At 71.3% G+C, this 24,549-nt stretch carries 20 protein-coding genes; 7 read left to right on the top strand and 13 right to left on the bottom strand.

What is annotated here, in order from left to right; all coding sequences use genetic code 11:
* Positions 1–124: 124 nt before the first annotated feature.
* Positions 125–1,189: an alkene reductase gene (locus ACUP6Y_RS04325; protein WP_462554406.1), complete on the bottom strand. Its 1,065-nt coding sequence runs from the start codon at positions 1,187–1,189 to the stop codon at positions 125–127.
* A 232-nt stretch (positions 1,190–1,421) separates the two neighbouring features.
* On the opposite strand from ACUP6Y_RS04325, the gene ACUP6Y_RS04320 reads away from it, so the two are divergent.
* Entirely contained in the window at positions 1,422–2,126 is a 705-nt protein-coding gene (locus ACUP6Y_RS04320; protein ID WP_462554405.1) for a helix-turn-helix domain-containing protein, read from the top strand.
* Between the two features lie 26 nt (positions 2,127–2,152).
* Here ACUP6Y_RS04320 and ACUP6Y_RS04315 read toward each other — a convergent pair whose 3' ends face one another.
* The 4 genes from ACUP6Y_RS04315 to ACUP6Y_RS04300 all read right to left on the bottom strand — a co-directional run bounded on the left by ACUP6Y_RS04315 (position 2,153) and on the right by ACUP6Y_RS04300 (position 7,883).
* The gene (locus ACUP6Y_RS04315) at positions 2,153–2,395 is read right to left on the bottom strand and encodes a hypothetical protein (protein ID WP_462554404.1); all 243 of its coding nucleotides are present in this window, start codon (positions 2,393–2,395) and stop codon (positions 2,153–2,155) included.
* A gap of 135 nt (positions 2,396–2,530) precedes the next feature.
* A complete protein-coding gene (locus ACUP6Y_RS04310) occupies positions 2,531–3,070 on the bottom strand; it encodes a flavin reductase family protein (RefSeq protein ID WP_462554403.1) in 540 nt (179 codons plus the stop codon).
* Positions 3,071–3,150: 80 nt separating this feature from the next.
* On the bottom strand, positions 3,151–6,216 hold the full coding sequence (locus ACUP6Y_RS04305) for a BTAD domain-containing putative transcriptional regulator (protein WP_462554402.1): 3,066 nt from the start codon (positions 6,214–6,216) through the stop codon (positions 3,151–3,153).
* Positions 6,217–6,362: 146 nt separating this feature from the next.
* Positions 6,363–7,883, bottom strand: a complete 1,521-nt coding sequence (locus tag ACUP6Y_RS04300; RefSeq protein ID WP_462554401.1) for a 4-hydroxyphenylacetate 3-hydroxylase N-terminal domain-containing protein — start codon at positions 7,881–7,883, stop codon at positions 6,363–6,365.
* Between the two features lie 436 nt (positions 7,884–8,319).
* On the opposite strand from ACUP6Y_RS04300, the gene ACUP6Y_RS04295 reads away from it, so the two are divergent.
* Positions 8,320–9,567, top strand: coding sequence for an MFS transporter (locus tag ACUP6Y_RS04295; protein ID WP_462554399.1), 1,248 nt, complete (start codon positions 8,320–8,322; stop codon positions 9,565–9,567).
* 88 nt (positions 9,568–9,655) lie between these two features.
* Here the strand turns inward: ACUP6Y_RS04295 and ACUP6Y_RS04290 are convergent, their stop codons facing one another.
* From ACUP6Y_RS04290 to ACUP6Y_RS04275, 4 genes are all read right to left on the bottom strand, one after another.
* Positions 9,656–10,558, bottom strand: a complete 903-nt coding sequence (locus tag ACUP6Y_RS04290; RefSeq protein WP_462554398.1) for a cupin domain-containing protein — start codon at positions 10,556–10,558, stop codon at positions 9,656–9,658.
* A 122-nt stretch (positions 10,559–10,680) separates the two neighbouring features.
* Positions 10,681–12,063 (bottom strand): dihydrolipoyl dehydrogenase, encoded by a 1,383-nt coding sequence (lpdA, locus tag ACUP6Y_RS04285; RefSeq protein ID WP_462554397.1) that lies wholly within the window; start codon positions 12,061–12,063, stop codon positions 10,681–10,683.
* 25 nt (positions 12,064–12,088) lie between these two features.
* Positions 12,089–13,387, bottom strand: coding sequence for a dihydrolipoamide acetyltransferase family protein (locus ACUP6Y_RS04280; RefSeq protein WP_462554396.1), 1,299 nt, complete (start codon positions 13,385–13,387; stop codon positions 12,089–12,091).
* A gap of 37 nt (positions 13,388–13,424) precedes the next feature.
* A complete protein-coding gene (locus ACUP6Y_RS04275) occupies positions 13,425–15,605 on the bottom strand; it encodes an alpha-ketoacid dehydrogenase subunit alpha/beta (protein WP_462554395.1) in 2,181 nt (726 codons plus the stop codon).
* Between the two features lie 134 nt (positions 15,606–15,739).
* Here ACUP6Y_RS04275 and ACUP6Y_RS04270 point away from each other — a divergent pair, with 134 nt between their 5' ends.
* Positions 15,740–16,252, top strand: coding sequence for a VOC family protein (locus tag ACUP6Y_RS04270; protein ID WP_462554393.1), 513 nt, complete (start codon positions 15,740–15,742; stop codon positions 16,250–16,252).
* Positions 16,253–16,281: 29 nt separating this feature from the next.
* Positions 16,282–16,968, top strand: a complete 687-nt coding sequence (locus ACUP6Y_RS04265; RefSeq protein ID WP_462554391.1) for a GntR family transcriptional regulator — start codon at positions 16,282–16,284, stop codon at positions 16,966–16,968.
* A 22-nt stretch (positions 16,969–16,990) separates the two neighbouring features.
* On the opposite strand, the gene ACUP6Y_RS04260 is transcribed toward ACUP6Y_RS04265, so the two are convergent.
* A complete protein-coding gene (locus ACUP6Y_RS04260) occupies positions 16,991–17,914 on the bottom strand; it encodes a LysR family transcriptional regulator (protein ID WP_462554389.1) in 924 nt (307 codons plus the stop codon).
* Between the two features lie 155 nt (positions 17,915–18,069).
* On the opposite strand from ACUP6Y_RS04260, the gene ACUP6Y_RS04255 reads away from it, so the two are divergent.
* The gene (locus ACUP6Y_RS04255; RefSeq protein WP_462554387.1) at positions 18,070–19,683 is read left to right on the top strand and encodes an FAD-dependent monooxygenase; all 1,614 of its coding nucleotides are present in this window, start codon (positions 18,070–18,072) and stop codon (positions 19,681–19,683) included.
* A gap of 41 nt (positions 19,684–19,724) precedes the next feature.
* Here ACUP6Y_RS04255 and ACUP6Y_RS04250 read toward each other — a convergent pair whose 3' ends face one another.
* The gene (locus ACUP6Y_RS04250) at positions 19,725–20,801 is read right to left on the bottom strand and encodes an AraC family transcriptional regulator (protein ID WP_462554385.1); all 1,077 of its coding nucleotides are present in this window, start codon (positions 20,799–20,801) and stop codon (positions 19,725–19,727) included.
* Positions 20,802–21,009: 208 nt separating this feature from the next.
* Between ACUP6Y_RS04250 and ACUP6Y_RS04245 the strand changes: the two genes are divergently transcribed.
* Together ACUP6Y_RS04245 and ACUP6Y_RS04240 are read left to right on the top strand one after the other, a co-directional pair.
* Positions 21,010–21,576: a flavin reductase family protein gene (locus ACUP6Y_RS04245; RefSeq protein ID WP_462554383.1), complete on the top strand. Its 567-nt coding sequence runs from the start codon at positions 21,010–21,012 to the stop codon at positions 21,574–21,576.
* Between the two features lie 66 nt (positions 21,577–21,642).
* Positions 21,643–23,217 (top strand): 4-hydroxyphenylacetate 3-hydroxylase family protein, encoded by a 1,575-nt coding sequence (locus tag ACUP6Y_RS04240; RefSeq protein ID WP_462554381.1) that lies wholly within the window; start codon positions 21,643–21,645, stop codon positions 23,215–23,217.
* Between the two features lie 34 nt (positions 23,218–23,251).
* Here the strand turns inward: ACUP6Y_RS04240 and ACUP6Y_RS04235 are convergent, their stop codons facing one another.
* Entirely contained in the window at positions 23,252–23,704 is a 453-nt protein-coding gene (locus tag ACUP6Y_RS04235; protein ID WP_462554379.1) for an RrF2 family transcriptional regulator, read from the bottom strand.
* 83 nt (positions 23,705–23,787) lie between these two features.
* Positions 23,788–24,537, bottom strand: coding sequence for an SDR family oxidoreductase (locus ACUP6Y_RS04230; RefSeq protein WP_462554377.1), 750 nt, complete (start codon positions 24,535–24,537; stop codon positions 23,788–23,790).
* Positions 24,538–24,549: the final 12 nt, after the last annotated feature.

Genomic DNA, 24,549 nt, shown 5'->3' with positions numbered 1-24,549 from the left:
TGCTCGCTGTTGCTGGTACGGGGTGAACTGATGCGCGAGGTGACGAGCGGTCCGGGTCCCGTCACCTCGCGCGCCGCACGTCATCGTGCGGTGGACGGGAGCGCGCAGGGACTCCCGTCGGTCCTCAGACGTCGAGCGCGGGGTAGTCGACGTATCCCCGGCTGTCGCCGCCGTAGAAGGTGTCCGGGTCGGGCTGGTTCAGCGGGTGGCCGCCCTTGAGCCGGACGGCGAGGTCCGGGTTCGCGATGTGCAGGGCACCCAACGACAGGAGGTCGGCCAGGCCGTTCGCGAGGTCGTCGATGCGCGGCTCGAGAGGCTGGCGCGCGTGGTTGACGATCAAGGGGTTCGGCCAGGCGGCGCGGATCCCCTTGACGAAGTCGTCGTCGGCGGGCCGGACGAGGTGCAGGTAGGCGAGGTCGAGGCCGGCGAGCCGCTCGACCAGGTGGAGGTAGAGCGCCTGCGGCTCGGTCTCCTGGATGTCGTTGAACGGGTTGCCGGGCGCGATGCGGAAACCGGTGCGCTCCGCGCCGATCTCGGCCACGACGGCCTCGGTCACCTCGACCGCGAACCGCGCCTTGTTCTCGTCGGACCCGCCGTACTCGTCGGTGCGCAGGTTGGTGTTCGGCGCCAGGAACTGGTGGATCAGGTAGCCGTTGGCACCGTGGATCTCGACCCCGTCGGCCCCGGCCTCCATCGCCGCTGCCGCGGCGCGGCGGTAGTCGTCGACCACGCCGCGGACCTCGGCGGTCGTCAGCTCGCGCGGGACCGGGAGCTCGAGCGGGCCGTCGTAGGTGACGATCGTGCCGGCCGCCCTGACCGGGGACGGCGCGATGGGCGTGCGGCCGTGCGGGGTATTGACGGGGTGTCCGACGCGACCGACGTGCATGAGCTGGATGAAGATCCTGCCGCCGGCGTCGTGGACGGCATCGGTGACCTTGCGCCAGCCGTTGATCTGGGCGGGCGTGTAGATGCCCGGGGTCAGCAGGTAGCCCTGACCGTCCTCCGACGGCTGTGTGCCTTCGGTGATGATGAGCGCCGAGGCCGCCGCGCGCTGGGCGTAGTACTCGAGGTTCATGGGGTTCGGGACGCCCTCCGGGGTGGACCGGTTGCGGGTCATCGGCGCCATGACGATCCGGTGGTCGAGGTCCAGGCCGCCGACCTTGATCGGCTGCCACAGGCTGTCGTGCATCTCCAGCTCCTTGCGGTCGTTCCACTGCGACGAATGCCGCGTTCAGTGGTTGTTTATGATGTTGAGTGCTACTTCACACTTTGTCAAGAGTCTCTCTGGACGCCGTGTGAGCTGTCCGCCCGCTCGGGCGTCAGAAGAGGAGCGCAGCTTCGCGGAGTTCTCTGCGCTAGTGTTTTCCAGTGCTGAACAACGCGGTCCCATCGACCGTCGCGCAGACCGGAGGAAAGTGCCGATGACCAGCAGCGAGCCCGTCGACGGAGCAGCCCCCGTCGACCTGATCGGACCGAACGTCCGCGCCGCGCGCGAGGCACAGGGGATGTCGCTGCGCGAGCTCGCGCGCCGCATCGGCGTATCGCCCAGCTTCATCTCCCAGCTCGAACGCAACAAGGCCAATGCCAGTGTCGGCACGCTCTACGCGCTGGTCGACGTCCTGGGTCTCTCGATCGACCAGCTGATGGCCGAGACCACCGAACGCCCGGTCTCGGCCCGTGGCGCGGCGGCCCCGGCCATCGCGTCGCGCGGGTTCCGGGTGGAGCAGCCACTGCAGCCGGCCGGCGGGCGGGCCCGGATCCAGTTCCCCGGTGTCGTGTGGGAGCGGCTGACCCAGGCGGCCGACCCTCAGGTCGACTTCCTGCACGTCACGTACGCGCCGGGGAGCGCATCGTGCCCCGAGGAGGACATGATGCGGCACGGCGGGCACGAGTACGGCTTCGTGCTCTCCGGCAGCCTGACGGTGCAAGTCGGCTTCGAGAGCTATCCGATGACGACCGGCGACGCGATCACCTTCGACTCGATGACGCCGCATCGGCTGAGCAACGACGGCACCGAAGACTGCGTCGCGATCTGGGTGGTCGTCGGACGACGCGACGACGTCCGCGGGCACGATGTCCCCGCCCCGGCGGGCTCGGTGACGCACCTGCCGTCGTTGAGCTCCTGATCGCGCGAGCAGCCCTCGTACGCCCCTCATACGTCCTGCTCCCTCAACCCCATGGCGATGCCGACGGTGGCGTTCCCCCAGGGCACCGCGTAGGTCAGGAAGACCTTGACGGCGAGACCGATCGTGAAGGGCTCCGCGACCAGGCGAGCGCCGAGGTTCGCGATCAGCAGCGTCGTGCCGACGACCCCTGCCGCGATCGCCGATCGCTTCAGCGACGGCGGGCGCACCGCCTCGCGGAGCGCACTGCCCCAGGAGCGCCGAGCGGCCACTGATGCCGGCGTCACCACAGCGCGTGCCGTTCGGCGCACTGGGCGACGGCCGCGTCGCCGGTGGCCCGGTGACCGGACCGGGCGTCCGGGCCGACGAGCTCAGGCAGCATGGTCACGAGGTCGGGGTCGCGCTGCTCAGAGCGAGGCCGCGAGCTGCCACTCGAAGGCCATGCGGGCATGCGAGTCGGGGTCGCAGAGGCTGTTGAACCGGCCTGCGAAGTAGACGAGCGGGTCGGACTCGGCATCGTAGGCGCAGCTGACGACCTTGCCGATGAAGATGGTGTGGTCGCCTCCGGCCACCTCCTCGTGGACGGTGCAGGCGAAGTGCGCCACAGCGCCGTCGACGACCGGCAGCCCATGGTCGGAACGGAAGTCGATGCCGGCGAATTTGTCGTCGCACCGACTCGCGAAGCGCAGCGCGGTCCGCTCCTGCCCGTCCGCGAGGACGCTCACCGCGAACGCGCCGGCCTCGGAGATGGCGTCCCTGCTCGCCAGGTCGTTGCCGACGCAGATCAGCAGCATCAGCGGGTCCAGCGAGACCGAGGCCACCGCGCTGGCGGTCATCCCCGCCGGCCCGTCCGGCGTATGGGTGGTGATGATGGTGACGCCGGTGGTGAAGCGAGCCATCGCGCCGCGATAGGTCGCCTGCCTGTCCTGGGCGAAGGTCGTGTGCATGGTTGCCCTCCGTACGGCTCGACACTGGGAGTTCGAGTGTGAGGAGGGACATGTTTATGGAGGCGAAATCGCCACCGTCCTCAGCGGCGGAACTGCGTGACCAGACGTCGTACGTCGTCCGACGGCGGCACGCCCAGCTCCCGCATCCGTGCGGCGTAGCGCTGGTACAGCGCGAGCACGGCGTCGTCGCTCCCGGTTCCCTGGGCGAGCCTGATCGCGAGCTGCCAGGCCTGCTCGCGGTACGGGTCCTCCTGCAGGACCTCGTCGATCCATCCCTTCGCCTCCCGGTACCGGCTGAGCTGGTAGGCGATCGTCGCCGCGTCGACCCGGGCGGCGAGGAGCGCCTCCCGCAGGTCCTCGCGCCGCTGGTTCAGCCACTCCCCCGACATCGACTTCAGGAACGGTCCCGACCCGGTCGCGGCGATGGCGCGCTCGAGCGTGGCGAGGCGGGTCGTGCCGTCCTGCCGCCCGGCCTGGGCGATGAGGTCGATGGTGAGCTGGGCCGTTCCCAGCGCGAGGTCCGGGCCGGCGAGGCTGAAGACGTCGCCGTTCTGCGCGGGTGACAGCTCCTCGGGCAGCACCTCACGCAGGCGGTAAAGGGCCTGCCGCAGGTAGCTGCGCCCGGCGCCGTCGTTGCGGCCGCCGAAGAGGGCGCCGAGCAGCTCCACGCGGCTGGCCCGGCGCGCGGGCGTGCCCAGCAGGTAGCTGAGGAGCTCCACGCTCTTCGTCAGCCGGGGCTGCACCACGGAACCGTCCACGGTGAGGACGGGGTCGCCGAACTCCTCCAGCACGAGCCGGGGCGCCTCGACATGGACGCTGACATGGCTGTGCCCCGAGAGGACCGCGAGGGCGCGGTGCCACGGGGACGTACGGGTCGCGACGTTGTCGGCCGACCGGGTGGCGACGGCCGGCATGTCGGCGAGAGCGGTCAGCAGCAGGTGCTGCGACCCGAGCTGGGTGGCGCACTCCATCGCGAACTCCGCGGTCTCGTCGGACTCGTCCTCGAGGCCCAGGCGCCACTGCGCCTCGGCCAGGTAGACGGCGGCCGCCGGCAGGTCGAGCTGCCGGTCACCGCGTCTCATGCCGTCGAGACAGGCGGCGAGCAGCTCGTGCGCCTCGGTGTCGCGGTCCTGGTGAAGCAGCGACAGGCCGGACCACAGCCGCCAGGCGTCGCGGGTGAAGGCATAGTCGAGCGCTCCACTGGAGGCCGCGTCGGCGAGGACCCGGTCCGCGGCCGGGCCGTTCCGCTCCAGGCGGAGGAGGAGCTTCGCCTCCGCCAGCAGGCTCATGTTGCGGAACACCACCGACCCGGTCGTGGCGATCAGCTCCCTACCGTGGCGGAGCAGCGCCCAGGCCTCGTCGGCCCGGCCGACGTCCAGCATCAGGTCGACCGCGTCGATGGCGTGCAGCCAGACGGGCTGGTCGGCGCCGCTGCGCTCGGCGTACTTCGTCATCGCCTCGTCGAGACGTCCGGTCGCGCGCAGCGCGGCGACCACCCAGGGACCGCCCAGGATGGTCCGCCACGGGTCGAAGGAGCCCGGTTCGTCAAGCCCGTCGAAGCGGCCTCGCATGTAGGCAAGGCGCATCAGGAGGCCGTCGAGCGGCCCCGACGGCATCGTCGACAGCTTGGGGAGCTCCGGCGGTCGCTCGTCGGCAGCGAGCCCGATCAGGGTCTGGACGATCTCGCGATGGCGCCCCTCGGGCACGCGATCGGCGATCAGCCGGGCCTCGGACAGCCGACCGGAGTGCCACAGACACCAGGCCGCGAGGACGTGCGCCTCCTCGAAGCCCGGCTCGCCCGGCGCGGGGAGCCACGCGTCGCCGTACCGGTCGATGAGGTCCACGCCCCGACCGCACTGCTCGAGCGCGAACGCCACTCTCAGGACCACGGCACCGATGACGGCGTTCGGGGGTTGGGACGTCGCCCCGAGTGTGTCCAGCCACCGCGCCGCCAGCGGGAAGTCCATCCGGGCCACGAGATGGGGCAGGGCGTCTGCCGCCAGGCGGCCGGCCGCATCGAGGTCGCCGAGCCGCAGTAGCTCGTCGACGGCCTCCTCGCGCTCGCCTCGGGAGATCAGCACCTCGGCGTAGCGGCGCCGTACCTGGTCGCGCGTCGTCGCGTCCTCGCTGTCGAGCGTCGCGCGCAGGAAGTCCCGGAAGACGGGGTGCGGGGTCAGCCGCTGACGGTCCGCCGACCAGGTCACGGGGAGGTGTCGCTGTCGCAGGCGGGCGACCAGCTGCGCGGCGTTCGCCTGACCGAGCGACCGGGCGCCGTCGATCGACACCTCGCCGAGGAGGCTCGTGTGGACGAGGAAGGTCTGCTCGGCCGGGGTGAGCGAGCCGAAGATGTTGGCCGACACGTAGGCGCGCACGGAGTCCGGATCCGTCGGTCCGGTCTCGGGGCGTGCCCAGCCCTCGAAGAGGACGCCGGTCACCCACCCGCCGGTGGCGACGAGTACCTGGTCGGGGTCGGCGTCCTCGCGGCCGACCGAGACGAGCGCGGAGCGCGCCTCCTCGCGGTCGAACGCCAGGTCCTCCTCGGTCAGCCTGCCGACCGGGCGGTGCTCACCGGACGACCCGAGGTCGAGATGCAGGTCCTCGCGCGAGATCAGGACCAGGTTCACGTCGGGCGGCAGGTACTTCGCGAAGGAGGAGAGGACCGCGAGGCAGCCGTCGTCAGCGGCCACCCGCTCGACGTTGTCGCACACCACGACCGGGCCACTGCCCTGGAGGCTCTCGGCCAGCAGGCCGGCGGCCTCACCGATCTGCAGGTTGCTGCTCAGGGCGTCCGAGGCGACGTCCGCGGCGCCGGGCACCAGCGCGCCGACCGCCGCCTCCAGGTAGACCAGGAGGCGGCCGGCGGCCTGCTCGGTGCCGTCCAGGGTCAGCCAGGCGACCGGACGGTCCAGCCCGCGGAGGGCGAGAGCGACCGCGGTGGTCTTGCCGGCGCCCGCGGTGCCGAGCACCTCGACGACCCGATGGGCCCCGAGGAGGTCACGTAGCCGGTCGGTGAGACGGTCGCGGACGACGACGTCGTGGGCGGGCTCGGGACGCTGGAGCTTGCGCCGGATGATGAAGCGCTGCGCGCGCTCCGGCGTCGGGGCGCCCGCGGGCCCGGTCTCGTCACGGCTATCTACCACGCGCACGCCTCCGACCATCGGACCGACTGCCCCACGGCCCGGGAACACAGTACTGGAGCAGGCCGCTGCCCGCGGCCGCCCCGAGGCCCCGGGGCGGCACCGGCGACGGGCGACCCCGGGTGAGCCCCGGTGGCCGCCCGTGCCGGACCGGCTCAGCGAGCGGCAGCGTTGTCCAGGGCCCGGGCATAGTCCGCCTGAGCGGTGTAGTCCGTCTCCTCCACCGCCTCCTTGCCGATGCCGCACACCTTGCGCGCGAGGTCCGCGAACGGGCCCGACGGCGCGAGCTCGGCTCGTTTCATGGTGAGCATGCGCGTGCTCAGCATGGGCGTGCCGTTGAACTGCTCGAAGGTGCTGATCCGGTCGCCCCAGTCGGAGAGGAAGAGGTCGCGGATCACGCGGGAGATCTTGACCCGGTCGTGGGGCTCGCCGACCGCACCGCGCTGCAGCGGCTCCAGCCAGTCGTGGAGCTCGGGGTTGTTCCACTGCTCCTCGGTGGGGAACAGGAGCGAGGCACGGCCGGCGAGGTCGACCACCTCGTTGCGCATCTCGGCGAACCGCTCGAGGTAGTAGGAGCGGCCGAAGTCGAACAGCAGCACGTTCGGCTTGTAGAGGCCGGCCGGCGAGACGAAGCCCTCGGTCTCCGAGGCGACCACGTGCGCCTTGAGGGTCTGGTGGAACTCGACCAGACGTGCGATCCGCGCCTGGACGGGCGGCAGCTGGTAGGTGCCGATGTGCTCGGTCATCAGCAGCGCGAGCCCGACCATCAGCTCGGCCCGGACCATCTTCCGCACGAGTGCCTCGTAGTGCACCCAGTCGAAGATGCGCTGCGGGTAGAGGGCGGCGTGGTCGGGGTTCCCGATGTGGAAGACCCGCTTCCAGGGGATGAAGACGTTGTCGAACAGCACGATGCAGTCCAGCTCGTCGCCACTCGAGGCCAGCGGGTGGTTCTCCGTGTCCCCGTCCCGCACGGTGCTCTCCCGGGCGACGATCGTGACGCCGGCCTCGTTCGCCGGAACCGCGGCGTAGATGACCTGCTCCGAGGGCATGCCGGGCCGGAAGAAGACGCCGAGGTGGATGTAGTCGGCGAAGGGCGTGCCGGTGCTGACGGCCTTGACGCCGGAGACGACGATGCCGTCGTCGCGGGTCTCGACGATCCGCAGCATGGGCGAGTTCTTCGCCGCGTCGGGATCCGACCGGTTCAGCTGGGGGTCGATGAACGCGAAGCAGGCGTTCAGGTCGCCGGCCTCGACCTCCGCGAGGAACTCCCGGATGCCGGCGGTGAGGTCACGGCCGTCAGTGCCCACCGACGTGTCGCTCCACGGCTGCGGGTCCTCCTCGTAGGTGATGAGGCACATGGCGTTGGCCGCGGGCGTGCGCGGCGCCGAGCCGGCGCCGAGCTCGCGGATCACCGTCTCGAGGTACGCGCGGCGACGACGCAGACCCTCGAGGTCGGCGTGCTTGAACCACATCATCGACTTCCGCTCGCCGCTGTCGTCGACGAAGGTCACCACGTCCTGGAGGTCCGGACGGTGGTGGAGGTCGTAGAACTGCGCCGTCCGCTGCGCGAAGGCACGCGTCGAGGGATGAGTCGTGACGTCGTCGACGCGCTCGCCGCCGACCCAAAGGACCCGGCCGTCCCGCAGGGACTCCAGGTACTGCTCTCCAGTTCGCATGGACATTTCCTCTTCCGAATCAACGGCGAGCACACCGTGTGCCCGCTCCTGCGGCGCCTCCGGGATCCCCGACCGCCGCCCCGCGCCGGCCCGTCCCGGACCGTGAGATGTGACGCTAGGCACGCCGTGTTAGAGCCGGGGTAATCGCGCGGTCGCCCTTGTCGGGCCGGGCACGTCGAGAGCACCGCTTCATGGGTCCGGGCAGGCCAGAGAGCCTCGTCGGCGTCGCCCCGCGACCGACTGTTAGCCGGGCCGTTAAGCGACCTTGCCGCGGCCGCGCGCTGTGACTTAGATCATGCCGTCTCGGAAGTGTCACTTAACGCAACCAGCAATCCTTAACACGCAAGGAGACATCGCGTGATCAGCTCATCCCTGCCCGGCCCATGGCCGGCGGCCACCCGCACCAGCCCCGTTCCCACGCCGATCGGGGGCGGTCATGCCTGACGCGCGGCGAGTCGGCGCCCGAGCGCCGTGGATCGTGGTCGCCCTCGGGTTCTCCGCGGTCGTCTTCGACGGCTACGACCTCATCGTCTACGGCTCGGCCGTGCCATCCCTGCTCGGCCACTCCGAGTGGGACCTGAACCCGACCCAGGTCGGGACCATCGGCAGCATGGCGTTGGTCGGCATGTTCTTCGGCGCGATCGGCATCGGCGCCGTCACGAACCGCATCGGGAGCAGACGGGCCTTCATCGGGTGCCTGATCTGGTTCTCGGTGATGATGCTGGCGGTGTCCGCGGCGCCGACGCCACTCCTCCTGGCCCTCACCCGGTTCCTCGCGGGCCTCGGCTTCGGGGGAATCGCACCGGTGGCGATCGCGCTGGTGACCGAGGTGGCACCCCCTCACCGCCGAGGTCTGTTCAACGCCGTCATGCTCAGCGGCTTCCCGATCGGCGGCGTGTTCGCGGCCATCGCGGGCATCACCATGCTCGAGCCCTTCGGATTCCGGCCGCTGTTCGCTCTCGGCGGCCTGCCGCTGGCCACCCTGGTGCCGATCGCCCTGCTGTACCTGCCGGAGTCACCGCGGTTCCAGCAGCAGGGCCGGGTGACGGCCTCGACCCAGGGCCTGCTCCAGGGCCGCTCGGCTGTCGCCCTGGCGCTGCTCGCGCTCGCCAACGTCGCCGGCTTCCTCCTGGTGTTCGGGCTCAACACCTGGCTGCCACAGCTGATGCGTGAGGCCGGCTACCCGCTCCAGTCCTCGATCGGCTTCCTGCTCGTGTTCAACGTGGGCGCCGTGGGCGGCGGGCTGCTCGGCAGCACTCTGGCCGACCGGCGCGGTCCGCGTGGCGTGGCCACCGTCGCCTTCCTCGTCGGCGTGGTCTCCATCGGGCTGCTCGCCGCCGAACTTCCCACGGCCGTGCTGTACCTGCTGATCGGGGTCGCCGGAGCGGCCTCGGTGGGAACCCAGATGGTCGTGTTCGGCTACGTCGCCGTGCATTTCCCGGCCGATCACCGGCCAGCGGCCCTCGGCATCGCGACCGGGTTCGGCCGACTGGGCTCCGTCGCCGGCCCCATCGTCGGCGGCATCCTGGTCAGCTCGGGCGTGAGCTTCGGGTGGAACTTCGCCGCCTTCGCCGCCGTAGCCCTCGTCGGCGCCGTGGCGAGCGCCGCCGTCCCGGCGCTGGCCCTCCGCGAGGACCGCGCCGAGGTCACCGTCGGCGTGGCGGACGCACCCGCCGTCGGCTGACCCGGCGTACGCACATCGGCCCTGGGACCGCGTGACACCCCACGCGGTCCCAGGGCCGATCGTCATGGGCGGCCACCCGCGACCCGGCTCAGCCCAGCGGCGTCAGGTCCGCCCAGTCGTTGTGGAACGTGAAGGCGTTGGCGGCCGGCGGGAGCGGCGACTGGGCCTCGATCCAGCAGACCGGCTCGTCGCCGATCGGCGTGAAGCCGTGGGAGGCGCCCGTGGGCGCGAAGATGAGGTCCCCCGCCTGGACGGGCGTGGTCACGCCGTCGAAGGAGGCCATCGCCTTCCCGCCGATGAGGTAGTAGAGTTCCTCGAAGGTGTGGAAGTGCTCCTTCGCCGTCACCGGGATCGCGTCGGACGGCGTGAACTGGACCATGAACATGGTGTGCTGCCGCGCGCCCAACAGGTCGTCGACCATCATCCTGATCTGCACGTTCTGGATGTTCGCGCCGTGGTAGCCGGGCATCGAGATCGAGCCGGGAGGCGCCATGTCGGACTCCTCGAAGTGGCCGACGTACGGGTTCAGCGGGCTGAGCTCCACGACGGCACGACCGGAGGTCGGCGGCTCGACGTCGGGCGCGGCGTACACCCCCCACGGCGCGCGGCCGTTCATCGGGCGAGGCTGCGGCGCGTAGAGCCGGAGCAGGCGGACCGGCTCGTCGGAGAGGTTCGCCCAGGCGTGGCCGTGCGCGAACGGCACCAGCCCGAAGTCCCGCTCGGCGAGCTGGTAGTGCGTGCCTGCGAGGTTCAGCAGCGGCGTGCCCTGCAGGACGTAGAAGGATTCCTCGAACGGGTGGAGATGGCCCTGCACGTGGCCGCCCGGCGCGATCTCGACGATCGCCACCGCGATGTGGGTCGCCGCGTTCGCGTGCCCCAGCACCTCGGTCACCGTCACCCCCGTTCCCGGCTCACTGGGATGATCGGTGGCCGACGTGGTGTCCTCGGGCCGGATGATCGTCGAGACTCGTGGTGCTGCGGGCGTTGCCATGGTTGCGTTCCCTACTTCCGGTGGGTGGGTCAGCGCAGGGAACGGCCCCTGCGCACGTCGGACGATCGTCGTCGACCGCCCGTTAGCGGACGGTGAGACGAACCGCCCGGCTCGGGGCGGACTCATCCGTGGGCATGCAGCGGCCGGCCCGCCAAAGCCATCGCCGCCTCGCCCAGCGCCTCGTTCTGCGTGGGGTGGGCGTGGACGTACAGCGCGAGATCCTCCGCCGTCGCCTCCCAGCCCACCGCCAGCGCGGCCTCGCCGATCTGCTCGCCCATCCGGGCGCCGATCAGGTGCGCCCCGAGGATCGGTCCGCCGGCGAGCGCCACCAGCTTGACGGTGCCGCCGGTCTCCAGGATCTGGCTCCTGCCGTTGCCCGCGAGGTCGTACTCGACGACCTCGACCCCGTCGCCGTACCGCTCCCGCGCCTGGGGCTCGGTCAGGCCGACCGACGCGAGCTCCGGGCTGCAGTAGGTGACGCGCGGGATCTGGCTGTCGACCACGACCGCGGGCGCGAGTCCCGCGATCTCCTCGGCGACGAAGATGCCGTGCGCGAAGCCGCGGTGGGCGAGCTGCAGTCCCCGAACCACGTCACCGACGGCCCAGACCCGGGCCACGCTGGTCTCGAGCCGCTCCGTGGCCTCGACCCAGCCGCGGTCGGTCCGGATCCCGGCGTCCTCGAGCCCGAGACCGGCGGTGTTCGGGCCACGGCCGACCGCGACGAGGACGACATCGGCCGCCAGCCGCGCGCCGTCCCCCAAGGTGACGGTGGCCTCCGTGCCCTCGCGGCGAACGCCGGTCACGGCCGTCCCGGTCCGTACGTCGATGCCGCGCCGCCGGAACGCACGCTCGAGCTGCTTGCCCAGGGTCGGGTCCTCCAGCGGGACCAGGCCGCCCAGCGCCTCGACCACGGTGACCTCGGCACCCAGCGAGCGCCAGGCCGAGGCGAACTCGACGCCGATGACGCTGCCGCCGATCACCACGGCGCGCCGGGGGATCCGGGGCAGGGCCAGGGCCTCGCGGCTGGTGACCACCGGTCCGCCCACCTCGATCCCGGGCAGCGAGCGCGCGACGGACCCGGTGGCGATCACGAGATGCGTGCCGCCGTACCGCACGCCGTCGACGTCGACCGTGTGGGACGACGTCAGCCGTCCCTCCCCTCGGATGACGACCACGCCGCTCGCCCGCAGGAGTCCGGAGAGGCCCTTGTGGAGGCGGCCCACCACACCGTCCTTGAACCGGTTGACCGCGGCGGCGTCGATGCCGCCGAGTGTGGCGTCCACGCCCACGCTGCCCGCCTCGCGTACGACGTCGGCGACCTCCGCGGCGTGGAGCACCGCCTTGGTCGGCACGCACCCCTGGTGGAGGCAGGTGCCGCCGACCTCGTCGCGCTCAACGAGGCCGACACTCAGGCCGAGCTGCGCGGCGCGCAGCGCGCAGGCGTATCCGGCGCTGCCGGCTCCGAGGATCAAGACGTCGAACGACGTCGTGCTGTCCTGGCTCATCGACGTTCCTCCTGTTCCGGCCCGCTCAGACCAGCAGCCGGTAGGGGTTCTCGAGCGTCTCGACCAGGACGCCCATCCAGCGGGCCGCGAGTGCGCCGTCGATCGCCCGGTGGTCGACCGAGAGCACCAGCGACACGACGGTGCCGACCTCCAGCGCCCCGTCGACGACCACGGGCTGGGGCGTCGCGGCGCCCACGGCGAGGATCGCGGAGTGCGGCGGGTTGATGATCGCGCTGAACTCGTCGACGCCGAACATCCCGAGATTGGTCACGCTGATGGTGCCGCCCTCCAGCTCGTGCTGCTTCAGCGTCCCTGCGTTCGCCCGCTCGACGAGTCCGCGGACCTCGGCGGAGACGGCGCCGAGCGCCATCCGCTCGACGGAGCGCAGCACGGGCGTGACCAGGCCGCGCTCCGAGGCCACGGCGACCGCGATGTCGGCCGTGTCGTAGCGGAGCATCGCATCGTCGGACCACACGACATTGGCCTCGGGCACGGCGAGGAGGGCCTCGGCCGCAGCACGCAGGACGAAGTCGTTGACCGAGATCCGACGCCCGGTGCGCTCGTTCAGCTCCGCACGGAGCGCCAGGAGGGTGTCCAGGCGCGCGGTGCGCTTGAGGTAGAAGTGCGGGACCGTCTGCTTGCTCTCCGAGAGGCGGCGGGCGACGGTGCGCCGGAGCCGGCTGTGCTCGATCGTCTCGACAGGCTCGCCGGTGGCGGGGCGGTCCGCCCGGCCGGCGGGCACGGGAGCGGCCGCCGCCGGGCCATTCTGCACGGAGGTGTCCGGCGCTGCCTGCGCCGCGATGTGCTGCTCCACGTCGCGGCGTACGACACGGCCACCGGGCCCGGTGCCGCCGATCCCGGCCCCGTCGAGGCCGGCCTCACGCAGCAGGCGCCGGGCGATCGGGCTGATGAACGGGCGCGATGTCGCCGGTGAGGGCGCGAGGGCGGCGGCAGGAACAGGCGGTGCGGCAGCCGCGGGAGGTGCGGCAGCCGCGGGCTCGGGGACGTCGCGGCGCTCCGGAGCCGGTACGCCGGCGCCCGATCCGGCGTCGACGCCCAACCCGCGGAGCAGCTCGTCCGGATCGCCGGCGAGCTCCGCGCGCGATCCGAGGAGCGCGATCGGGGAGCCGACCTCCACCTGACGGGACTCCTCGACCAGGAGCCGGATCACGACGCCCTCGGTCTCGGCCTCCACCTCGACCTGGGCCTTGTCGGTCTCGATGACGGCCACCGGGTCGCCGGCCGCCACGGCCGCTCCCTGCTCGACCAGCCACTGGGACAGCACGGCCTCGGTCGCCCCCGCGGCGACCTCCGGCATTCTCATCAGTTCGGCCACGACGCTGCTCTCTTCCTGGAGGGGCTCAGAGGTTGGGGAGGTCCCGCAGGGCTGCGACGACCTCCTCGGTCCGGGCGATCGCCGCGCGCTCGAGCACCTTGCTGATGCTGGGCGAGGCCTCGCGGCCGGTCACGCGTCCGACCGGCGCGTCCAGCCAGTCGAAGAGGCGCCGCTGGATCTCGTCGGCCAGCCAGCCGCCGTACGACGTGCCCGTGGCGCCCTGCTCGACGATCAGGACGCGGTTGGTCTTGCGGACGCTGCGCTCGATCGTCTCCCAGTCGAGCGAGGCGCGATCGAGCCAGCGCAGGTCGATGAGGTCCGCCCGGACGTCGGTCACGACGTCGAGCGCCTCCAGACAGTGGTTCACCATGCTCAGGTAGGAGATGACTGTGACGTCGTCGCCCTCGCGGCGCAGGGCCGCCTTCCCGACCGGCAGGCAGTAGTCGAGGTCGTCGACCGGCCCGGGCCCGGACGACGCGTAGAGGTCGACGTGCTCCAGGACGACGACCGGGTCGGCGCAGGCCAGGGCGGTGTTCATCAGGCCCACGTAGTCGAACGGGTTGGAGGGGGCGACCACCCGCAGACCGGGCGCCGTGGTCAGCACACCGGCCGGATCCATCGAGTGCTGCGATCCGTAGCCGGTCCCGGCGGCCAGCTTGCTGCGGAGCACGAACGGCACGGCCGCCTCGCCGCCGAACATGTGCCGCGCCTTGGCCACCTGGTTGAACAGCTGGTCGGCGGCGACCCACATGAAGTCGGCGTACATGTACTCGACGACGGGCCGGAACCGCCCGTCCAACGCCATCCCGCCGGCGAGGCCGGTGAACGCGTTCTCGCTGATCGGCGTGCCGAGCACGCGCTCCGGGAACAGCTCGAGCGGTCGGCGGGTGGCCCCGTTCGTGCCGCCCTTGAGCCCGTCGACGTCCTCGCCGAGCACGACGACGGACGCGTCGGTCTCCATCCGCCGGGCCATGACGTCGGAGACGACGTCGATGAACCGGCGCTCGGCGATCTCGCCGCCGAAGGTGTCGACGTCGGCGTACCGACTCCCCGCCAGCTCGCCGAGGTCGCCGCGCACGCCGACGTCGACGAAGCCGGGGTCGGGCCAGAGGTCGGCGATGATCCGGCGCTGCCCGGGCTTGCCGTCCGGGACCGCCTCGAGGAAGGAGTCCCCGATCCGCGCCATCGCGGCGGCGATCGCCCCCTCCAGGTCGACGACGGCCTGCTCCGCGACGAGGCCCCGGTCGAGGAGGTGGGCCCTCAGCTGGGCGATCGGGTCACGTTCGCGCCAGGCCTGCTCCTCCGCCTTGTCGCGGTACCCGAACGCGCTGCCCGGGTAGGGCCCGTTCTGGTGGAAGTAGCGGTACATGTCGGCCTCGACGATCGTCGGACCGTTGCCGGCGCGCATGTGGGCGACGGCCTCCTGCATGGCCGTGTGGACCGCGAGCGCGTCCATCCCGTCAACGCGCCAGCTCGGGATGCCGAACCCCAGGCCGCGCGCGGACAACCGGGTCTCGGCGGTCGACCTCTCGACCGGGGTCGAGACGGCGTACTGGTTGTTCTCGATGAAGAAGCACAGCGGCAGCCGCCAGGCGGCCGCCAGGTTGAAGGTCTCGAGGACGGAGCCGATGTTGACCGCGCCGTCGCCGAAGTAGGTGACGGTGACGGCGTCGGTCCCGGCGTGGAGCTGGTTCCACGCGAAGCCCGCTGCCTGCGGTACGCCGCCGCCCACGATGGCGTTGGTCCCCATCGCGCCCGCGTCCTTCCACTGCAGGTGCATCGAGCCGCCCCGGCCGCGGCAATAGCCGTCGGCGAGACCGCAGATCTCGGCGAGTGTCCGGCGCAGGACGTCGTCGACCGCGGGGGTGATCGAGGGCAACGCACCGGGCGTCGGCTCGAGAACGTGCTCGAACGCCTTGGCCAGGAACTGGTGGTGGCCTCGGTGGGAGCCGTTGACGTAGTCGTCGGACCGGAGCCCGACGATCGACCCGACCGCGCCGCCCTCCTGGCCGATGCTGGAGTGCGCCGGGCCGTGGACCAGGCCCTGGGCCGCCAGCTCGAGGACGTACTCCTCGAAGGTGCGGATCCACTGCGCCTCGGCGAACAGGCGCAGCAGCAGGTCGCCGTCGGCCTTCCTGCGGTCCGCGTCGGTCAGGGCCAGTTGCACCCAGGGAGCTCCGGGTCGGAGGTTGGACCGGCGTGGCATGACGTGCTCCTTCGATCGAGTGAGCGTCAGATGCATCCATTCGGCACACGGCCAATGGTGAGATGACGCTTAACGTCGTACAGTGGTGCTAAACATAGACCGTTGTTTGGATCCATTGCAACCGGAGGAACTCGATGACCAAGCCCCCCGCCCTGCCGGCGGTCCGACGCGTCGACCACATCGGCTTCACCGTCCCCGACCTCGACGAGGCCCACGACTTCCTGGTCGACGTGCTCGGCTGCGAGTACCTCTACCGCCTCGGGCCGTTCGCCGACGGCGGCTCGTGGATGAGCTCGCACCTGCGGGTGGCGGACGGCACCGTGATGCGCGAGCTCCGCTTCTACCGCCTCGGCGGGCAGGCGATCTTCGAGACCTTCGCGTACGACGCCGTGGACCAGGTCCCTCAGGTGCCCCGCAACAGCGACGTCGGCGGGCACCACGTCGCGCTCTACGTCGATGACCTCGACGCCGCGATCGCCGCCCTGCACGCCCACGGGGTCGAGGTGATGGCCGGTCCGACGGCCAGTCGCGGGCCGAGCGAGGGGCAGCGGTGGATCTACTTCCTCGCGCCGTGGGGCATGCAGTTCGAGCTAGTCTCCTATCCCGGCGGCAAGGCGTTCGACCACGAGCCCTCCGCCTTCGAGTGAGGAGCCGGGCGAGCCTGCATGAGCGACGGATGACTGACACCGAGGACGCACGCCGCGAGGTGGCGAGCGAGCGCATCGCCAACCTCCTCGCCGCCCGGATCCTGGACGGCTCGCTGCCGCCGGGGACCCGGATCCGGCAGGACGACCTCGCCGAGGAGCTCGGCGCCAGCCGCATCCCCGTCCGGGAGGCGCTGCGCATCCTCTCCTCCCGCGGCCTGGTCACGCTGCGCGCCAACGTCGGCGCCTGGGTGTCGCAGATGACCCTGCGAGACCTCGGCCTCTCCTACAAGATCCGAGAGCGGATCGAGCCCCTCCTCCTGGTGGAGAGCATGCCCCGGCTCACGGACGACGACCTCGACCACATGGAGTCGCTCCAGCTGCAGATCGAGGACAACGACGACGTCGAGGAGTTCCTCCGCCTCGACCGCGAGCTCCACTGGACGTCGTACCGCGGGCACGACGCCCCCCAGCTCGCCGACATGATCAACCGGCTCTGGGACACCACCCAGCACTACCGGCGTGCCTTCGTGCGCCTGGCCCGCTCACAGGGCTCGTGGGTGATCAGCGCGGAGCACCGCCTGCTCCTGCACGCCCTGCGCGCCGACGACGAGGAGACGGCGGGCGCCGTGCTCACGATGCACATCCGTCGCACCCGTCTCGCGCTCGCCGACCACCCCGAGCTGTTCGCCACGTCGGACAGCAGACCCGGCCAATAGCCGGAGGTCGATGGGGCCCGCGTCACGACGGCCTGACCGCCACCTCGCGCGCGACGTCCGCGACGACGCCGCGGACCCAGGAGAGGACCGGATCCGTCGTCCGGCTGGGGCTCCACCACATGGTCTCCACGATCGGCGGGATCGCGACGGGGGGATCCAGCACCCGGATGTCCGCGGTCCGCTCGACGTGCGGCAGGGCACGCTCGAGGACCAGGGTGACGAGCTCGGTGCCCTGGAGCAGGATCGGCGCCAGGAGGAAGCTCTCCACCCGCAGCTCGACGTTGCGCTGCAGGTCGATGCTCTCGAGGTAGGCGTCCACGAGGGAGACCGGCTGGCCGGCGCCCATCGAGTACACGACGTGCGAGAGGTCGAGGTAGGTCGCCAGGTCGAGCTCGTCGCCCACCCGCCGGTTGCCCTCCCACACGCAGCACCGCCACCGGTCCTCGAACAGGCTCTCCGAGGCCAGCGTCGCACCGTCCACCACCTCGACCGGCTCGATCACCAGGTCGACCTCGCCCCGGCGCAGCATCGCGCCGGGCTCGGCCGCGCGGGGCAGCAGCTGTACGACGACACCAGGCGCCTCCGCGGCCAGGCGCCGGATCAGCGGCGCGACGATCAGCAGGGCGCTGTAGTCGGAGCAGCTCATGCTGACCGTCCCGCTGTCCGTGGCCGGGTCGAAGGCGACCCGGTCGTTGAGGGCCACCTCGATCACGGTCAGCGCCGTCCGCACCGGCTCGACGAGGGACCTGCCGCGGGCGGTGGGGACGAGGCTGTTCCCCTCGCGCACGAGGAGCGGATCGCCGAAGAGCTTGCGCAGCCGGGCCAGGGCACTGCTCATGCCGGGCTGGCTGATCCCCACCCGCCGTGCCGCCCGGGTGACGTTCCGCTCCGCGAGGAGGGCATCGAGGGCGACCAGGAGGTTCAGGTCCACGCCCGCGAGGTTCATTGCTGGAGGATACGGCGGCGCCGGCGGCCGTCAGCGCAGGATCGCCTTGAACTCCGAGGCGTGCTGGCCCCGTCCCCACACATCATCGAGAGAGATGACTGGCATCACTACCATCAGCCTTGCTGATAGCCGGGTGGGCTCCTACCTTGAGCGACATGACACAGATCGATCGCGACGACGTACAGGTCCTCGTCATCGGAGGAAGCCTGGTGGGGCTCACCACCGCGATGTTCCTGGCTCGCCAGGGCGTCGACGTCCTCGCCGTGGAGCGCCATCCCGGCACGGCGATCCACCCCCGCGCGGGCCATCTCCACCTCCGCACCCTGGAGTTGATGCGATCCGTCGACCTGGAGGAGCCGCTGCGGCGCCTGTCGGCGGAGCGCTACTTCCCCAACGGATGCGTCAACGAGGTGCGGACCCTCAGCGGTGGTGAGATCGCCACCTTCATCCCCGACCTCAACGGGGGCGTCGAGGAGTTCAGCCCGTCCCGTCGGCTGTTCGTCGCCCAGGACGCCATCGAGCCCCTGCTCCGCGCGCGGGCACTGGAGTACGGCGCCACCTTGCTCTACGGCTCGGAGGCGTCGATCGAGAGCAGCGGGGACGACGGCGTGGTCACCGTCGTTCGCGACCTGACGACCGGGGCGGAGCGACGGGTCCGCGCCCAGTACGTCGTCGCGGCCGACGGCAACCGCAGTCCGGTCCGGTCCTCGCTGGGGATCGAGATGGTCGGCCATGGCGAGCTGTCGCGCAGCGCCACGATCTACTTCTCCGCAGACTTCCGTCACCTCCTCGGCGACCAGGAGCTCGGCGTCACCTACGTGACCAACGACGACCTGCGCGGCTTCTTCCGGTTCGAGAGGTCGGGCCGGTCCGGGTTCCTGGTCGTCAACACCCTCGGCGACCCGACCGACCCCGCGAACCTCGACGTGTGGGAGGGCCTGACGCCCGAGCGTGCCGAGGATCTGGTCCGCAGCGCTCTCGGCGACGCGTCCCTCCGGATCACCGTGGACGACATCGCACTCTGGCGGGCGACCGCCGACGTCGCGACCGGCTACGGCACGGACCGGGTCTTCCTGGCCGGGGATGCGGCCCACGTCGTCCCACCGAACGGTGGCTTCGGCGGCAACACCGGCATCCACGACGCGCACAACCTCGCCTGGAAGCTGGCGATGGTCGTCCACGGCCAGGCGGGAAGCGCCCTCCTCGCGTCGTACGACGCCGAGCGGCGCCCCATCGGCCGGTTCACGATCGACCAGGCCTACACCCGGTTCAGGCGCCGGGTCACCCCCGAGCTCATCGACGACGACCTCCCGGCACTCGTCGACGACTTCAGCGCGGAGATCGGCTACCGCAACTTCTCCGACGCCATCGACGCCGAGTCCCCCACGCCGGTGCCCGCCGACCTGGCCGTCCACCCGCGCGAGGCCGCGGGCGAGCCCGGCACCCGCGCCGCCCACTTCTGGGACGACAAGGGACTCTCCGTCCTCGACCTGTACGGCGACGGCTTCGTCCTCCTGACCGGCGACGACGGAACGGCGTGGCACGAGGCCGCGGCCGAGCTGGCGCGACGTACGGACGTCCCGCTGGCGGCCCACACGGCCGGCGTGCCGGCGGCCGAGCTGCGGCGGCTCTACGGCATCACGCCCAGCGGGGCCTCACTGATCCGCCCGGACGGGTTCGTCTGCTGGCGGAGCAAGGAGCGGGAGGCGGACGCCGGCAAGGCTCTGTCGACCACGTTGGGCCGGGTCCTCGCCCGCCCTCTGTCCTGATCACCCGACCCGACATCCCGTTCGCGGGGGCGCGGCGTACCTCACCGTCGGTACGCCGCGCCCCCGCGTATCGCGTTCTCCAACGTCTCGGACGGCAGCTCACCGAACTGTGCGCGGTAGGCCCGGGCGAACCGGCCGAGGTTCGAGAACCCCCAGCTGTAGGCGACGGTGGAGACCGCGCCCTGGCCCTGGCGTAGCTCCGCACGGGCCCGCACCAGCCGCTCGCGCCGCAGGTACTGCATCGGGCTCATCTCGAACCGCTCCTGGAACTGCGTCTGGAGTGCCCGTGCGCTCGCACAGCCGATCCGGCACAGGTCGGCCAGCGTGTAGGGACGCTCCGGAAAGGACGTGATCGCGTCGACCACCCGGTCGACGGCGGAGCTGGCCACCCGATACTCGGCGCCCTCGAACAGGAGCTCGCTGTAGGAGTGCGGCTGGGCGAGCAGGAGCCCGCTGATCAGGCTGCGCTCGAGCAGCTCCGCGTGCCGTCGTACGGCGGCACCGCCCTCCGACCCGCTGTTGAGGAACGCCACGAAGCCCGCCAGGGACGCAACCCAGGCGCGCCCGGGACCGGCGACCGTCGGCATGGCCATCCGGAACTGCAGCGGCTCCACGACCGGGCGGCGCAGCAGTCCCTCGAGCTCGTACTCGACGCTGCGCGGGTTCAGCTTGATCAGGAGCTGGGCGGCGTCCTTGGCCCACGCCGGCACGTAGGTGTGCCGGCGCGGCGAGAACACCGCCGCCTGGCGGGGGCTCGCGACGGTCTCCTCGTGGCCGCACCGGGAGACCACCTCGCCCTGCAGGGGTACGTCGACGTGGTAGCCCAGCAGGTCGCCCGCGTCGATGCTGACAGCGGTGCCGAACCGCACGTAGCCGATCGTGATGTGCTCGAGCTCGACCGCGGACAGCCGCGGGTCCTCGAGGAGGCCGCGACCGTCGAGCGGCCGCACCCGCGCCGGGTAGTAGTGGCCCTGCAGACGGTCCCGGAACAGACCGAAGTCGGCGTCCGCCACCTCGTTGGGCATGCGGTCGAGGGCCCACGGCCCGGACGCACGGCCGGTCGGTCCCTCCTCCACGACGGCGGGGGACTCGCCTTCATCTCTCGGCTCGCGGCTCACGCAGATCCTTACGCCAAAGCCTCACCGGCGCTGAACCAGACGGTCTTACGACCCTCAGCGTAGGCGCGTTCGAGCGCCGGTGACACGACTCACAGAAGACTTTGCGCAATCCGTCCGACGGGGCGCGCAATCCGTCTCGTGGCCGGGGTCGCCGCGTTCCTACCGTGATCTGGACACCGTGACCCACGCACGAACCGGAGGACCCGCGATGCGCATCGATCCACGAGAGCTCCGCAACTGTCTGGGCCATTTCGCGACGGGCGTCACCGTGGTGACCTGCCACACGCCGGACGGCACGGCGCACGGCGCGACCGTCAATGCCTTCACCGGCGTCTCGCTCGAGCCGCCACTCGTCCTGGTGTGTGTCAACAACGGCTCCCGGATGAGCGGCTACCTCGACGGCGTGCCGTTCGCGGTGAACGTGCTGCACCGCGACCAGCAGGACCTCGCCCTCCACTTCGCCGGCCGGCCCCAGGTCGACGAGATCGACTGGCGCACGTGCAGGCCGGGCGACGGGGCGCCGGTTCTCGCGGGCTGCCTGGCCACGATCTCGTGCATGCCGTGGCGAACCTACGACGGTGGCGACCACACCCTCTTCCTGGGCGAGGTCCAGGAGATCCACCGGGCGGCAGGCCGGCCGCTGCTCTTCCACACCGGCCAGTTCCACGACCTCCACCACGACCCGGGGCCGGCCCCATGGGAGGGCTCTGGCGACGCGCCCGCGGCGATGGCCTGGATCGCGGAGGCCGCAGCGCTGCTGGAGCAACGCATCTGAGACGTTCCGGGCCTACCCGGGCGACGCACCACACCGCAAGTCACATCAACACGAAGGAGCCGAGCGATGACTCTGCAGGAGTCCGTTCCACCGTCAGCGGAGGACACCGCGCAGCGAGTGACCCGCCCGATGACGGGAAGCGAATACATCGAGAGCCTGAAGGACGGACGGGAGGTCTACCTCTACGGCGAGCGCGTCGAGGACGTGACCACCCATCCCGCGTTCCGGAATCCGGTCCGGATGACCGCACGGCTCTACGACGCCCTGCACGACCCGGACCACCGGGACGTGCTGACCACGCCGACGGACACCGGGAGCAACGGGTTCACCCACCCGTTCTTCCGCACACCGCGGACCGTCGAGGACCTCAAGGCCGACCAGGCCGCGATCGCCGAGTGGGCGCGGATGACCTATGGCTTCATGGGGCGCAGTCCCGACTACAAGGCGAGCTTCCTCGGCACGCTCGGCGCCAACTCGGAGTTCTACGGCGAGTACGCCGGCAACGCGCGTCGCTGGTACCAGGAGTCCCAGGAGACGCTGGCGTACTGGAACCACGCCATCATCAACCCGCCCGTCGACCGGCACCGCGACCCGGACGACGTCAGTGACGTCTTCCTGCACGTCGAGAAGGAGACCGACGCCGGCCTGGTCGTGAGCGGCGCGAAGGTGGTCGCCACGGGGTCGGCGATCACGAACTACAACTTCATCGCGCACTACGGCCTGCCCATCAAGAAGCGCGAGTTCGCCCTGGTCTGCGCGGTTCCCGCGGGCGCGCCGGGCATGAAGCTGATCTGCCGGCCGTCGTACACGAACCAGGCCGCCGTCACGGGGTCGCCGTTCGACTATCCGCTCTCCAGTCGTCTGGACGAGAACGACACGATCTTCGTGATGGACAAGGTGCTGGTCCCGTGGGAGGACGTCCTCATCTACGGCGACACCGAGGCCGCGAGCAGCTTCCTGCCGCACTCCGGCTTCCTGCACCGCCTCACGTTCCACGGCGTCACCCGGTTGGCGGTCAAGCTCGACTTCCTGGCGGGGCTGCTGCTCAAGGGACTGGAGGCCACCGGCACCAAGGACTTCCGCGGCGTGCAGACCCGGGTCGGCGAGGTCATCAACTGGCGCAACCTGATGTGGTCGCTCTCCGACGTGCAGGTCGCCCAGCCCGCCGAGTGGAAGGACGGGGCGCTGCTCCCGAACCTGGACTACGGCATGGTCTACCGGTGGTTCATGACCCAGGGCTACCCGAAGATCCGCGAGATCGTCATGCGCGACCTGGGCTCGGCGCTGGTCTACCTGCCCTCGAGCGCCGCCGACTTCAAGAACGAGAACATCCGCCCGTACCTCGACAAGTACGTCCGCGGCTCGCACGGCATGGACGCCGTCGAGCGGGTCAAGCTGATGAAGCTGATCTGGGACTCGATCGGCTCGGAGTTCGGTGGCCGTCACGAGCTCTACGAGATGAACTACGCCGGCAACCACGAGCAGATCCGGGTGGAGGCGCTGCTCAATGCCGAGCAGTCCGGCGCCGCCGACCGGATGCGGGGCTTCGCAGAGCAGTGCATGGCGGAGTACGACCTCGACGGCTGGACCGTGCCCGATCTGATCGGCAACGACGACGTCTCGTTCCTCAACCGGAGGTGACGTCGTGCGGGCGTGCCTGGCCCGGAGCCGTGTCCTATGTCGCCAGGATCTGCCGCAGTCCGCTGGTGTCCAGCGTCCCCGCCAGCTGGGCGATCGTGGTCTCCGCCAGCGACCGGCGCCAGGCATGCTCGGCGTCCGCCATCACGCGGGCGATCCCGCACGGCGTACGGCACTCCCGGGACGGCAGTGCGAGCTCGCCCTGCTGTCGGATCTCGGTGCAACGGAACGCGGGATCGGTGCCGTCGATCGCCTGCACGACGTCGAGAACCGTGATCCGCGTGGGCTCGCGCATCAGGACGTAGCCGCCGTCCCGGCCCTCGCTCGGGCGGGCGATCCCGGCCCGGGCGAGGGCCTGCAGGTGCTTGGCGAGATAGGTCTTCGAGACGCCGTGCAGCTCCGCCAGCCGGGCGCTGGGCACCGGCTGCTCGGCCTGGCTGAGCACCACACAGCAGTGCAGCGCCCACTCCACCCCCGCCGATAGCCTCACGCGATCATCCCCTCCGACAGCTGTCCCTGCCCACGCTGCGGCGCGGACAGGGACAGCATCCTCGCACCTGTCGGGTCACCGACTCACGGACGGTCGCGGAGCCAGGTGTCGAGCGTCGTCGGGCCGATCCACGCGTCCACGCCCGGCGTCGGCACGAGGGCCACGTCGTCCAGGGCGGCACCGAAGTAGCCGGCCGACGCGTCGGTCACGATCGTCCGCTCGTCGCCGGTCGCGGCGAACAGGCGACCGACGAGCTGGTCGATGCCCTGGGCCTCCGGACCAGCGATCTCGAGTGTCCCGTTCACCGGCGGTCCGGTGACCACCTCGGCCAGCCGGGCCACCACGTCCTGGGACGCGATCGGCTGGAGCCGGCCGGGCGTGGCCCGGACCTCGCCATCGATGCTGGCCGCATCGGCGATGCCCGGGAGGAACTCGAAGAACTGGGTCGATCGGACGATGGTGTACGGCACCGAGCCGGCCTCGACGCCCGCCTCCTGCGCCAGCTTGGCCCGCATGTAGCCGGATTCGGTGAGCCGGTCGGCGCCCACGATCGAGAGGATCACGTGGTGACCGACGCCCGCCTCCGCCTCCGCCGCCACGAGCTCCCGGGTCGAGTCCCGGAAGAACGCGAGCACGTCGTCGTCGGCCCACGACGGCGAGTTGGTCAGGTCGACCACGACGTCGGCACCGGCGACCGCGGCGGCCACACCCGCCCCGGTGGTCGTGTCGATGCCGTCCTCCCGGCCGAGCGCGACGACGTCGTGGCCGGCCGCGCTGAGCCGGTCCCGCAGCTGGCCGCCGATCAGGCCGGCGCCGAAGATCACGATCTTCATCTCTTCCTCCAT

The sequence above is a fragment of the Nocardioides sp. S5-5 genome, assembly GCF_054954065.1.
The sequence above is the reverse complement of the archived record's forward strand: the minus strand, read 5'-3'. Positions and strand labels throughout refer to the sequence as shown.